This is a genomic window from Leptolyngbya sp. CCY15150, assembly GCF_016888135.1.
GTDB lineage: Bacteria > Cyanobacteriota > Cyanobacteriia > RECH01 > RECH01 > RECH01.
This window is the reverse complement of record NZ_JACSWB010000292.1, coordinates 50,963-64,205: the sequence shown is the minus strand read 5'-3', so window position 1 is coordinate 64,205 and position 13,243 is coordinate 50,963. Positions and strand designations below refer to the sequence as shown.

The window sequence follows — 13,243 nt, the reverse complement described above, 5'->3', positions numbered from 1 at the left end:
TGTTGGGCAAACCCCGGTAAAAACGACGCATTTCTACACAAAAACGACGTAGTATCAAAAAGGCTTGTTTGTCAGGGTTAGGAGGCAGGTACTGCGGGGCAGACCAAGCCACCAAGCCGAATTATGTATGTGTACCACAAGGATGAACGTTATGGCAGCAAATCAACGCGGTGTCACCGTTTGGTTTACGGGATTGAGCGGAGCCGGCAAAACAACGATTCGTATGGCGGTTGAGGAAAAACTGAGAGCGCAAAACTATGCCCTAGAAGTGTTAGATGGGGATATTGTGCGCGAGAACCTCACCAAAGGGCTAGGCTTCAGCAAGGAAGACCGTGACGAAAACATCCGCCGTATTGGTTTTGTGTCCCATCTGCTCACGCGCAATGGTGTGATTGTTTTGGTCTCTGCCATCTCTCCCTACCGCAACATTCGTGATGAGGTGCGTCAAAAGATTGGTGATTTTGTAGAAATCTTTGTGAATGCTCCCCTAGCGGTCTGCGAAGATCGCGATGTGAAGGGACTGTATAAGCGGGCCCGTGCTGGTGAAATTAAGCAGTTCACGGGGATTGATGATCCCTATGAAGCTCCTCTCAACCCAGATATTGAATGCCGTACGGATCTGGAAACCCTAGAGGAAAGCACGGAGAAGGTGCTAGCTGGGCTAAAATCCCTCGGCTATTTGAACGAGTGATTGGAACTAGATTGCTCTAGATCAACCTATTGGGCGGGGCTGGCCCGCCCGAAGCCGGCTATCTCATACGGGTAAGGGCCGTGACGCGATCGCTGTTGTTGATCACGCCGGCCCCTTGGATGTGCAATAAAGGTGGCTTCACTTCAACTTTCAACACCGTTTCAGACCGAATCATGACGGTTTGGTCGGGTAGGTGCAATACCCAGAGGGGCTGCTGAAGAAGCTGTTCTAGGTCGATCGCTGGATCTTGCTCCTCGGCGTCGAGGCCGGCGATCGCGTCAAAAATATTGAAGGATTCACTGCTGCCGTCTAGATAGTAGACGGTTAGTTGGGTAACACTGTCTTGACTTTGCATAGATTCAAGCGGATGGATACCTGAACGAACATTTAAGGATAGGGCATAGCTCCCACTCCTGCTGCTACTCTACCCAGATTCCCAGGCGATCGCCCTCCTCTGCTTACAAAGATTCAGATTTGGGGTTGAGATCTGGCATTTAGATTTGGGATTTAGATGGAGGTGCAGCGGGCTGCGGCAACCGATGGGGTGATATCCACTTCGCGGGGATAGATCAGCCAGTGCCGAGGGATGGCCTGGGCTAGGGTGGTGACCAAGGGAGATAGGTCGCTAATGTCCCTGAGACCATCGGCGGTCTGGATTTGGATGCCGCGTTGGTAGAGTGTATAGCCACGGCTGACGGTGGTGCGTAACCCGGCGTAGCATTGGCTGGCCCAGCCGGCTTGCTCTAGCTGCTGGTGAACGGCGGCGAGGATGGTCTGCTGTTCACCAGGACTGTAAGCGGTGAGGTCTTGGGTTTTGAGCAGATCTCGATGGATAAACCGTCGGCATAAATCTGCCAACACGGGGTCAGAATGCTGCTGCCAGCGCTGCAGATGGTAGAGAAAAACGCCATCGTCCGCGGCTAGATATTGCTCTAGGGTCAGGTGATCCACGTGATGGAGCCAGGCGGTGACGGTGTCATCGGCGGTCAGGGACGATTGCTGGCGGGCCCGATCCATCGCTTGCTGAAGCACCCAGGTGGCGGCTAGGTTTTTGGGATGGTTATAGACCTGGGCATACATGAAGTAGCGCACGATCAGGTAATGCTCAATAGCCGCCATGCCCTTGCGCTGTACGATCAGTTGCTGACTGACTGGATCGTAGTCTAGGGCCAGCAGGATGCGATCGAGGTCCAAGCTGCCGTAGGAGGCCCCGGTCATGTAGCTGTCGCGCATCAGGTAATCGAGGCGATCGCAGTCGAGCTGGCTCGATACCAGTTGCCAAATGCAGGGGATGGGATGCTCTTTGCTGTAAATCTGCTCCAGTTGCTGGATCAAGGTTGGATCAAAGGCATCCAACAGGTGGCGCACCGACGGGGATTCGTTCAAAATCCGCAGCGTCCATGCTTCGTGGTGGCAGCCAAAGATCTCTTCGCTGGTGTGGCTAAAGGGGCCATGGCCCACGTCATGCAGCAGGGCCGCACAGAGGACGGCTGCGCGATGGGGACGCAGCTCATGATAGCGGTTGGCTAGGTGATCGAAGGCCCGACGAGCGATCGCCATCACGCCCAAGGAATGAGTAAACCGGGATGACTCTGCCCCATGAAAGGTGAGGCTGGCGGGGCCCAGTTGGCGAATGCGCCGCAGCCGCTGCAGGGCCGGGGTATCAATGAGCTGAATCAACAACCACTCCACTGGGTCACTGCGATCGAGGGCGATCGCCCCGTGCAGGGGGTCGTGATAGGTGCGACTGAGGTTAGGCAGCGTTGGCCACGACGGCATGGTTGGTCAGCAGGTCTACCGCTGCTCGATATTGCGGATCGCGATCGGTGCCAAAGTCTTCGCGGTTGAGGGCGATGGGCTGCACAACCAGATCGGGTTGAATGCCCTGACGGTTAATGTCGTGGTGGTCGGGGGTTTCATACTTGGCGATGGTGACGGCTAGCCCCGATCCATCCGACAGGTTGAACAAAGACTGAATCAGCCCTTTCCCAAAGGTGCGCTCGCCCACCAGCTTGGCCCGCTGCTGATCCTGTAGGGCTCCCGCTAAAATTTCGCTAGCACTAGCCGTACCTTGGTTGACCAAGACGGCCAGGGGCGCGTCAGTGAGCGATTCGCCGTTGGCCTCTACGGTATCGAGCACGCCTTGACGATTCACGGTGTAGACAATCGGCCCTTCGTCGAGCCACAGTTGGGCCACTTCAATGCCAGCCTGCAGCAGTCCGCCAGGATTGTTGCGCAGGTCGAGGATGTAGCCGTCCACCGGTGCCGCTTCAAATTCAGCGATCGCATCGGCTACCGTGACCGCCGCGTTGGCATTGAACTGTTTTAGGCGAATGTAGCCAATCTGCGAGCCGTCCGACTGAATGCGCAGGTCTGCATAGACCGGGTTGAGGGTGATGCGATCGCGCACCAAGGTCAGGTCAAAGGCTGGCTCTTCGTCCCGAGCAATGGTCAGCGTGACCGGGCTGCCAATCACCCCGCGCATTTGGTCTGCCGCCTCATCCAGGGTGAGATCCCGAGTCGGTCTACCGTCGATTTGCATGATGCGATCGCGGGGCTGAATGCCTGCCTGGTCTGCTGGCGACGCTTCAATGGGAGCAATCACCTGCAGGTCGCCGGTTTCCAGATCCTTAGCAATTTGTAGGCCCACGCCGGTCAGCTCACCCGAGGTGTTGGTGCGCAGACTCCGGTATTGATCGGGCTTCAGCAGCCGCGTGAATGGGTCATCCAAGCTAGCCAACATCTGCTGGATGGCATCATAGGTGGCATCGCGATCGGGCAGGGGTTGACGGAGCGATCGCTGCCGCACAAACCACCAATTTTGATGATTAAAGGTGTCATCCACATAGGTGCGATCGACAATGCGCCACACCTCACTTAAAAGCTGCTGTTCATCACTAAAGGCATAGCTTCCTGGAACAGCAAGTCCAAGAACCACACCCAGCATCACGATGAAAGAAAGGCTAATTTGAAAAAGGCGGTTTCTCATATATCAAATCTTAGCCTTGATCGAAAAAGATTGGCTAGGGCTCAACGAGAAGTGACCCCAGATGCCTAGATCTGGGCTACATCTATGGGTTGGGGAGGAGAGGGCAGAACCGGGGCAAACCCAAGATGGGTAGGGGGCTTAGGGACTGCTGGCAAGGCTGATGCACAACCCTGGAGCGATCGCTGCTTCTGGTTTGTGCAGGCTCACTAAGTTCCCACTTTTTTTTAATATTAGGAACCAGTGAAGGGTATAAATGGAATAAGTTGTTATGAAATGTAACAATTGCAGTGAGCTATGGCCTGGAAAAGCCAGGATTCAGTGGCCGAGCCTGTAGATTTGCATGAGTGCTATGTTACATTTTTTAGTAACAATGCTTTGTTTGGAACTCTGGCTTCATGTTTACTAAACAGGTAACTGACTCAAAAGTTTACCAGTGGTTTAATGAGCGGCTTGAAATTCAAGCCCTCGCGGATGACATCAGCAGCAAGTATGTCCCGCCCCACGTCAACATCTTTTATTGCTTGGGCGGCATCACGCTGACTTGCTTCGTTATCCAGTTCGCTACTGGATTCGCAATGACGTTTTACTATAAACCAACCGTCACTGAGGCCTTTGCATCCGTGCAATACCTGATGACCGACGTGAATTTTGGTTGGTTGATTCGCTCCATCCACCGCTGGTCTGCCAGCATGATGGTGCTGATGATGATTCTGCACGTGTTTCGGGTCTATCTCACCGGTGGTTTCAAAAAGCCCCGTGAGCTAACCTGGGTGACCGGCGTGATTTTGGCGGTGATCACCGTGACCTTTGGGGTAACGGGCTACTCGCTTCCTTGGGATCAGGTGGGCTACTGGGCCGTAAAAATCGTGTCTGGCGTACCGGAAGCTATTCCTATCGTGGGTACCACCATGGTGGAATTCCTGCGGGGTGGTGCAAGCGTGGGTCAACCGACGCTCACCCGCTTCTACAGCCTGCATACCTTTGTTCTGCCTTGGTTGATTGCGGTGTTCATGCTGCTGCACTTCTTGATGATCCGCAAGCAGGGGATTTCGGGCCCGTTGTAAGGTCAGCCTCTGTTAGGCTTTGCTAACGTTAGGCAACCCTCTATCAACTGGTCTGATAGACTGAAACTTAACGATACATTGGTCTTCATATCCTTCCTATAGCCTTTTATTCCAGAGATTTAAGGAGAACCCTGCAGAATCATGTCAATTCTCAAAAAACCGGATCTCAGTGATCCCAAGTTACGCGAGATGCTGAAGCAAGGCATGGGGCACAACTACTACGGTGAGCCTGCCTGGCCGAATGACCTTCTTTACACCTTCCCGGTGGTGATCTTGGGAACCATCGCCTGCTGTGTTGCTCTCGGTGTGCTAGATCCAGCACTCGTGGGTGAGCCGGCCGATCCCTTCGCCACCCCCCTCGAAATTTTGCCCGAATGGTACCTCTATCCCGCGTTTCAAATCCTGCGGGTTGTCCCCAACAAGCTCTTGGGTATCGCCCTTCAAACTGCGATTCCTGTGGGCTTGATGTTGATTCCGTTCATTGAAAACGTGAACAAGTTCCAAAACCCCTTCCGTCGTCCTTTGGCAACCACCGTATTCTTGTTTGGTACTGTGGTCACCCTGTGGTTGGGTATCGGCGCAACCTTCCCCATCGACACTTCGTTGACGCTGGGCCTGTTCTAATCTGTCGTTGAAGTCTGGTTAGGCTAGCTCACCGTTAAATAGCCCGTGTATGGGTTGAGATCTTGATAGACTCAGCCTGTTCACGGGCTTCGCTGTGTCTAACCAGAAGGATTACTGGAGCCCTAACGTCATCAAACTTATGTTGGCATGAGGAATTAGCGCCTAGGTTTGATGAATCACCGCTAGGGGTGGGACAATAGACCATGCTATTTTTCGTAAGTCGAGACAACCATGAGTATTCATCCTAGGCTGCAAGCTGCCTTTAGCGATCGCCGTGCGCTAAAGATTATCAGCGGATTGATGAACTTCGATGCATCACGGGTGCAGGCCGTTGTGCGCGCTGCCGACCAAGGCGGGGCTGATTTTGTAGACATTGCTGCCGATCCAGCTTTGATCCGGTTGGCGAAGCAAACGACAGCGCTACCTATCTGCGTGTCGGCGGTGGATGCAGAGGTCTTGGCGCAGGCCGTTGCGGCCGGGGCTGATGTAATCGAAATTGGTAACTTCGACGCTTTCTATGCCCAAGGACGACGGTTTGAAGCGGCGGAAGTATTGGAACTGACTCGGCAAACGCGATCGCTCTTGCCCACGGTGACCCTGTCAGTGACGGTGCCCCATATTCTCACCCTCGATCACCAGGTACAGCTTGCGGAAGACTTGGTGCAAGCTGGCGCAGATATCATTCAAACTGAGGGCGGTACCAGCAGCCAACCTAGCCATCCTGGAACGTTGGGCTTGATTGAAAAAGCTGCTCCTACCCTAGCAGCGGCCTATGAAATTTCTCGGGCGGTGTCGGTGCCGGTGATGTGTGCGTCGGGTCTATCCAACGTCACGGCTCCCATGGCGATCGCTGCCGGTGCGTCGGGGATTGGAGTTGGCTCTGCGGTCAATCAACTCAATAGTGACGTAGCGATGATTGCCGTTGTTCGTAGCCTTGCTGATGCTCTGAAAGCGGCGACCTCTGTGTCGCGGTTGTCCTAACGTTGGTTGGGATAGCGGTTATCGGTTGGGATAGCGGTCAATCCTGAACAGCCTCATTCTGGTTGTTCGTGACCATCCTTGGCGTGGGTGTCTATCTGGGAACAGCTCTCAGGACATCAAGTATCCCAAGAACATCGAGCAGCCCAGGGAGATGGATAACACCACAGGTTCGGAGACGACTTCGATGACCTGTGGTGTTGCCTGAGGTTGACTATTCACAACGACTCCTGATGGTCATAGGGTGGCTCACGCATGGTGGCAGGAAGGCCTAGGATGGCTGGGGGTTGATGAGGTCAAGCTGTGTAGATGGGGTCGATCTGGGTGGCGATCGCACCTGTTAGCAGCAGCACCTGAACCAGCCCTGCCCATCCCTAGGACTTTGCTTCATTGCGAGCTTGCCACGCTAGATCAAGGAGCTTCACCCAGCGCTTATGCACCTGTTTGGTAGTACATTTCAGGGTTTGAGCGATCGCTTGATCCGGGGTCTTGAGCTGTTTCAGCCGTAGAAGATGCTGCTGATCGGGGGTGAGGGTATCAACGAACGCATCCCAGTTCTGCTGCGCCATACCGAGATTTTGATCCAAATCTGCACCCAGCCACTGGTGGACGAGCTGCCAGCGGTGAGAGCGGGCAAATTTCTCGACGTGATACTTAAACCGCTGTTGTAGATAGTCCCGCTGACGGGGGGAGAGCTGCAGCACCTCATCAATTTCGGGGGCGGAGAGGTCTTGCAGTTTGAGCACCAGGTAGTCTACGCATTCCGACTGCCCTTGGGATTCTAGGTATTCCACCAGTTCGGCAATGATGCGATCGCGGAGGACAGAGTCCGACGGATCGGTGGTTTCAGCTACCATCTGTTCCCGCACCTGCTGCACCACCGGAGAGCGGCTGTAGGCTTCCGCTTCTTCACTACGACCCGATTCAATGGCAGCTTCCATATCCACGGAGGTTTCGAGGGGCTGGCGGTTGGCAAAGCCCTGGGCTCGCAACACCACCAATTGCTGATTCCGCCGTCCTGGTAAGTTAATGCGGCGCTTGGCATATTGTTCCGTAAACGCCATGTATTCCGCTAATTCAATGCGAGTACGGGGGCTGTACTCAGCAGAGAGCTGGTTCTCGCGGCGAAAGGCCTTGAGCACCTCGATGTAGAAATTTTGTAGAAAGTCTTCAATGAGCGTGTAGCGACCCTGGAAACCCATGTGGGTGCGAGCGGGAGCAATGTGCCGATAGACCATCGCGCTCAGGTGGCTATGGAGTTCCACCCGACCTCGGCGAGATCCGAGTTTGTGATACGCCAAGCACTTTTGAATGCGGTGGCGGGCAAGGGTGAGTTGCCACGATCGCACCTGTCCAGACTGTTGAATGCGATCGCTCTTTTCACAAATGCGTTCAACTTCCACAGCAATGCGTTGCGCCACATCTCGCAAGCTTTTGGAAACTCCTCCGGTTTCTGCCTGAAGTTCTTGAATGAGGAGTTGTACAAACTCTGTGTGATTGTGGTCTACGGGGGCGGCACTGGGGGCAGATGAGGTAGCGTCAGGGGTAAGTTGGCGATCGCGGGTAGACTGAACGGGCGTTGGCGAGGGAGAGGTAGAAGAACCGTCAGAGTTAGGCGGTAGAGAGGCACGAAATTCGGTAGATTTAACGTTCATGGCTTAACCTTTTGGTGATGCACAAAGAGCAGGACAGAGGTCTATCCCTCTCTTCAATGACAGAAGCAGTTGAAGGTCGATTGACTATATCCTGACTGTATCGATTCAGACCTCATCTCAGGGAGCAGCATGTGGCACTCTTTGAGAGAGAACGACCTATGCACGATGACGTATCCCTACCGAGGTAGAGATAGCAAGTCATTGAACCCAGGTGAGAGCAACGATTGGGGGGCTGTTTGGAGCCACATAATCACCTCTGGTTAAAACCTGATGGGGACGATTTTTCTATAGGACAATCAAAGAACTGGTCAGGGTTTGCGGATTCCCAGCCCTCTGAGGTGAAGCCAGCTTGAATTCATCCATGGCTGACGTATGGGATACAGGGATAGGTGGATCGGGAGCATGGATTGTGTCCATCCTTTGCTCACGTTCTAGACCATCGATGTACTCCACGTCTGCCACTACGTCACATCTGAAACCCAGCTAGACGCAGCCTCCCAACCGAGCCCTTTGCGAACTACCGTCGGCTCATCGGTTAGGTCTAAGACGGTGGAGACCTTGTAGCTCATATCACCGCCATCATCAATGATGATGTCCACTAACCGATCGAGATGGTCAAAGAGTTCGGCCTGAGAAAGGATGCGATCGTCGGAACTGAACGCACTGAGCGCAGATGTAGACACCACTGGGTTGTCGAGCGCCGCAATCAGTGCCTGACAAATTGAGTTATTGGGCACTCGAATCCCGGTTGTCTTTCGTTTGGGGTTCATCACCAGCTTCGGGACAAGTTTTGTCGCTGGGAGCAAGAACGTGTAGGGCCCAGGAATTAGCCGTTTGATGATGCGATAGGCATGATCACTGACCCAAGCGTAATCAGAAATGTTGGATAACGACGGACATAAAAAGGTGAGCGGCTTCTCATTCGACAGTTGCTTAAGCTGGCGAACTCTTGCCACAGCAGACTTTACATTCAGATCACACCCGATCGCATAGACCGTATCTGTTGGATATAGCATCACAGCCCCACGTTTCAACGCATCCCTAATGCTCTCTATCCGTCGAGTTTGGGGTGTATCCGGATGAATTTCGTAGATGGTTGCCATGGGGAGCCTCTCAGGAATCATAGTGGCTTAGCGTCATCCATACTCTGTCCGCTGAAGCCCGCTAGTGTGATTATGCCAGCCTATTGGAACCCCATCCGAACAATTTAGGCCACTCTTCCTAGCATTCTTCTCAGCGGTGTTCTGGGCAATGGTCTCAGCGATATTCTCCTCGTTAATCACTCCCGCGCTCAAGCGAAGAGGATGCCCCGGCGGGATTTCAGAATGTCTGATCAGCAAACTCTTAGGCAAAGTCAATGACGCCTCTATCGGTGCTCTAAAGGATGGTCGTATCGATCAGTCTTACCTTAAGACCGATCTGTCCCGAAAAATGTCAGGAATCACCCTTGGCTCTTCTGTAGAGTTTTATACGCCCTTGGGGTCAAAGCCGCTCCAAAATCGTCATGAGATGAAGACGGCTGCGTAATAGTCACCCAATTTTTCAGACTTATAGAAGGGATTGAAGCTTCATGGGGACGCTGGATGCATGTACTAGAATCAACAGCTAGATCGTCTGTCTGGTTTTCTTAACCTTTGCATAGCATTAATCCTAATCTGGAACCTTCGGTGTTGTTACTTAATCCTGAATTAAGGGAATACTCAACGTAAGCGGTAAAGGCAGGTTGGGTGAGCGGAACCATTCCATGTCGTTCACGCCAGTGGGCGATCGCGCCTCCCAGAGCACCACCCTTAGGCTCTGTCTGCCGATGACAACTGCCAGCCCCGTTACTACCTGGAGCTACTGAGACGATCACTATGCCAGCAGAATCTTTCTACGCTGATACGCAATATGACGAGCCTGCCGAATCGACAGCCTTTGAGGTCGAGGGAGACGTAGACTTGGATGCTGAACAGCTTGAACGCGAACTGACTGACCTGGAGCAGGATGCTGCTGTTTCTCTACCGCTGCGGAAGGGAACGGTGCGCCGCACGACTGACCTGGTCCGTCTCTATCTTCAAGAAATTGGACGCGTGCGCCTTCTCGGTCGCGATGAGGAAGTATCAGAAGCCCAAAAGGTGCAGCGCTATATGAAGCTGCTGGCCCTCTGCCATGCTTCGGCCAAGAAAGACCCTGTCTTGCAAACCTATGTCAAGCTGATCAGCGATCGCGATCGCCTCACCTCCCACCTCGGGCATCGTCCGTCCCTAGAGCGCTGGGCGCTGACCACGGGGATTCCCCTAGAAGATCTCAAGCCGAGTTTGACCGCAGGTAAGCACCGCTGGGCCGAACTCGCTGACTTGACGGTGGAAGCTCTCGATCAAGCTCGGACAGACGGCACCCGCGCTAAGGATCACATGATCAAGGCCAACCTGCGCCTAGTGGTGTCGGTGGCGAAGAAATATCAAAACCGTGGGCTAGAGCTGCTGGATCTGATTCAAGAGGGCACCCTCGGCCTAGAGCGGGCAGTGGAAAAGTTTGATCCGACGAAGGGATATCGGTTTAGCACCTATGCCTACTGGTGGATTCGTCAGGGCATTACCCGAGCGATCGCCACCCAGAGCCGCACGATTCGCCTGCCGGTTCATATCACCGAAAAGCTGAACAAAATTAAAAAAGCCCAGCGCAAAATTTCCCAAGAAAAGGGACGCACGCCGGGGGTGGATGACATTGCAGCAGAGCTAGATATGTCGCCGGATCAGGTGCGAGAAGTGCTGTTGCGGGTGCCCCGTGCTGTTTCTCTCGAAACCAAGGTAGGCAAGGAGCGGGATACGGAACTGGGCGAACTCCTAGAAACCGACTGCATTTCGCCGGAAGAATTGCTGATGCGGGAGTCGCTACACCGCGATCTGCAGCAGCTCCTCGCTGACCTCACCAACCGGGAGCGGGACGTAATTCGGATGCGCTACGGTTTGGGCAATGATCATCCCTATTCCCTGGCAGAAATTGGTCGGGCGCTAGATCTATCCCGCGAACGGGTACGGCAGATTGAAGCCAAGGCCCTACAAAAACTGCGCCAGCCCAAGCGCCGCAATCGCATTCGTGATTATTTGGAGTCTCTCACCTAAGTCTCGATTCTGAGCAACTTGCTTGAGTCCCCTAGCTCACCCGCTAAGGGACTTTTTTTGTAGCGTATTGTGTAGCGCAGGTTGTTGACGTCAAACCGAGGAGGAGGCCGGGGCTGCACCAGAACGCGATCGCATCTCTAGGTACACCAACAGGGCATTAATATCGGCGGGGTTGACACCACCAATCCGCGAGGCTTGGCCGATCGTCAGAGGCTGCACCTTGGCCAGCTTTTCCCTTGCTTCCATGGATAGGGTTTGGATATCAAAGTAGTTCAAATCCTGAGGCAGGGGGCGCTGGGCCTGGCGAGATACTTGGTCAATTTGCTGCTGCTGCCGCTGGATATAGCCCGCATATTTGATATCAATTTCTACCCCTTCCTTTTCCTCTAGGCTGAGGTCGGGGTTGCCCAAGGCGTATTGCTCTAAGTCGCCATAGTGGAACTTAGGACGGCGCAGCAGGTCGGACAGAGTGATGGATCCTTTAATCGTCCATTGGTCAGTAGCGTTGGCTTGGCGCTGAGCTTCACAAATCGCTTGACCGACCGGGTCATGTTCTTTCAGCCGCGTGGCGTGCAGGCGCTCTTTCTCTGCGGCAATATTGGCTTGCTTACGGGTGAAATGCTCCCAGCGGCGATCGCTCACCAGCCCCAAATCGCGGCCCAGGGGAGTCAGACGCTGGTCGGCATTATCCGATCGCAAAATCAGCCGATATTCCGATCGCGAGGTGAGCATGCGGTAGGGTTCTCGCAGATCTTTGGTGCAAAGATCATCCATGAGAGTCCCCAAATAGCTTTGCTCCCGAGGGAAGATCACCAGCTCTTGGCCACGCACCAAGCGAGCGGCATTGATACCTGCCACAATGCCCTGGGCAGCGGCTTCTTCATAGCCGGTGGTGCCGTTGATCTGGCCTGCGCAGAACAGCCCCTCGATGGTTTTGGTCATCAAGGTGGGGTAGCACTGGGTGGCGGGCAGGTAGTCGTATTCCACCGCGTAGGCAGGACGCAGCATGGCGCAATCTTCTAGACCGGGGAGCGATCGCAGCATTTGCAGCTGTAGGGCTTCCGGCAACCCCGTGGAAAAGCCTTGGATATACAGCTCTGGAGTATTGCGCCCTTCCGGTTCGATGAAAATTTGGTGGGAGTCTTTATCGGCAAAGCGAACAATTTTGTCTTCAATGCTGGGGCAATAGCGCGGCCCTTTTGCATCCACCCAACCGCCATAGACGGGCGACAGGTGTAGGTTTTCGCGAATTAAACGATGGGTTTCCGCCGTGGTACGGGTTAGGTAGCAGCACATTTGCTCCCGTGCTACCCAGGCCTCAGGGTCAAAGCTAAACCAGCGCACATCATCGTCGCCCGGCTGGGGTTCTAGGCGATCCACATGGATGGTGCGGCGATCGACCCTGGCCGGCGTGCCGGTTTTCAGGCGGCCAGTTTCAAACCCCAGTTGATTCAGCGTTTCGGTGAGCCCCGTCGCGGCAAATTCCCCTGCTCGTCCGGCGGGCATAGACTTGTTGCCTACCCAAATCACGCCACCCAGGAAGGTGCCGGTGGTCAAAATTACCGCCTTGCACTGAAAGGCAACGCCAAAATAGGTTTGAACCCCGATCACCTCATCGTTGTCCCCGATCACCAAGTCCGTGACCATACTTTCCCGGATCGTCAGGTTGTCCTGATTCTCCACAATGGTCTTCATCACCGCCGCATATTCGCGCTTGTCGGTCTGGGCCCGCAGCGCCCAGACCGCTGGGCCTCGGGAGGAGTTCAGCACCCGTTTCTGGAGATAGGTGCGATCGGCCATTTTGCCAATTTCACCTCCCAGGGCATCCACCTCGTGGGCCAACTGAGACTTGGCCGGGCCACCCACAGCGGGGTTGCAGGGCTGCCAGGCAATCCGATCTAGGTTGAGGGTGAGCAAGAGGGTTTTACAGCCCAGACGAGCGGACGCTAGGGCCGCCTCACAACCCGCGTGACCAGCCCCCACCACCACCACTTCAAACGTATCCAAAAATTCAACCGCAGACGCAGGCGTAACCATAATTCAACCCAGACTTAGACCACTACGTGCCCTACCCATCGATAATCTAGAGCCGGTACCCCATGTCGTTGGGGTAAGCTCCGCGCAACCCACCATGT

General features: G+C 54.4%; 11 protein-coding genes. 5 read left to right on the top strand and 6 right to left on the bottom strand.

Annotation, left to right across the window (positions count from 1 at the left end):
• Positions 1-151: 151 nt before the first annotated feature.
• Entirely contained in the window at positions 152-691 is a 540-nt protein-coding gene (cysC, locus tag JUJ53_RS23305; protein WP_204154447.1) for an adenylyl-sulfate kinase, read from the top strand.
• 58 nt (positions 692-749) lie between these two features.
• Here cysC and JUJ53_RS23300 read toward each other — a convergent pair whose 3' ends face one another.
• The 3 genes from JUJ53_RS23300 to ctpA all read right to left on the bottom strand — a co-directional run bounded on the left by JUJ53_RS23300 (position 750) and on the right by ctpA (position 3,680).
• Positions 750-1,046 carry a hypothetical protein gene (locus tag JUJ53_RS23300; RefSeq protein ID WP_204154446.1) on the bottom strand — a complete coding sequence of 99 codons (297 nt, stop codon included), beginning with the start codon at positions 1,044-1,046 and terminating at the stop codon, positions 750-752.
• 152 nt (positions 1,047-1,198) lie between these two features.
• Positions 1,199-2,470 (bottom strand): HD domain-containing protein, encoded by a 1,272-nt coding sequence (locus JUJ53_RS23295; protein ID WP_204154445.1) that lies wholly within the window; start codon positions 2,468-2,470, stop codon positions 1,199-1,201.
• Complete coding sequence (gene ctpA / locus JUJ53_RS23290; protein WP_204154444.1) at positions 2,445-3,680, bottom strand: carboxyl-terminal processing protease CtpA; 1,236 nt, start codon at positions 3,678-3,680, stop codon at positions 2,445-2,447. Before ctpA ends, JUJ53_RS23295 begins: the two co-directional genes overlap by 26 nt.
• A gap of 395 nt (positions 3,681-4,075) precedes the next feature.
• Here ctpA and JUJ53_RS23285 point away from each other — a divergent pair, with 395 nt between their 5' ends.
• The 3 genes from JUJ53_RS23285 (at position 4,076) to JUJ53_RS23275 (ending at position 6,349) form a co-directional block, all read left to right on the top strand.
• Complete coding sequence (locus JUJ53_RS23285) at positions 4,076-4,744, top strand: cytochrome b6 (protein WP_204154443.1); 669 nt, start codon at positions 4,076-4,078, stop codon at positions 4,742-4,744.
• A 138-nt stretch (positions 4,745-4,882) separates the two neighbouring features.
• A complete protein-coding gene (gene petD, locus JUJ53_RS23280; protein ID WP_343328024.1) occupies positions 4,883-5,368 on the top strand; it encodes a cytochrome b6-f complex subunit IV in 486 nt (161 codons plus the stop codon).
• A 231-nt stretch (positions 5,369-5,599) separates the two neighbouring features.
• Positions 5,600-6,349, top strand: coding sequence for a DUF561 domain-containing protein (locus JUJ53_RS23275; protein WP_204154441.1), 750 nt, complete (start codon positions 5,600-5,602; stop codon positions 6,347-6,349).
• A gap of 371 nt (positions 6,350-6,720) precedes the next feature.
• On the opposite strand, the gene JUJ53_RS23270 is transcribed toward JUJ53_RS23275, so the two are convergent.
• Positions 6,721-8,001, bottom strand: coding sequence for a HetZ-related protein (locus tag JUJ53_RS23270; protein WP_204154440.1), 1,281 nt, complete (start codon positions 7,999-8,001; stop codon positions 6,721-6,723).
• 461 nt (positions 8,002-8,462) lie between these two features.
• Positions 8,463-9,104: an L-threonylcarbamoyladenylate synthase gene (locus JUJ53_RS23265; RefSeq protein WP_204154439.1), complete on the bottom strand. Its 642-nt coding sequence runs from the start codon at positions 9,102-9,104 to the stop codon at positions 8,463-8,465.
• Between the two features lie 753 nt (positions 9,105-9,857).
• On the opposite strand from JUJ53_RS23265, the gene sigC reads away from it, so the two are divergent.
• Positions 9,858-11,108, top strand: coding sequence for an RNA polymerase sigma factor SigC (gene sigC, locus JUJ53_RS23260; protein ID WP_204154438.1), 1,251 nt, complete (start codon positions 9,858-9,860; stop codon positions 11,106-11,108).
• A 90-nt stretch (positions 11,109-11,198) separates the two neighbouring features.
• Here the strand turns inward: sigC and mnmG are convergent, their stop codons facing one another.
• A complete protein-coding gene (gene mnmG / locus JUJ53_RS23255) occupies positions 11,199-13,145 on the bottom strand; it encodes a tRNA uridine-5-carboxymethylaminomethyl(34) synthesis enzyme MnmG (RefSeq protein ID WP_204154437.1) in 1,947 nt (648 codons plus the stop codon).
• Positions 13,146-13,243: the final 98 nt, after the last annotated feature.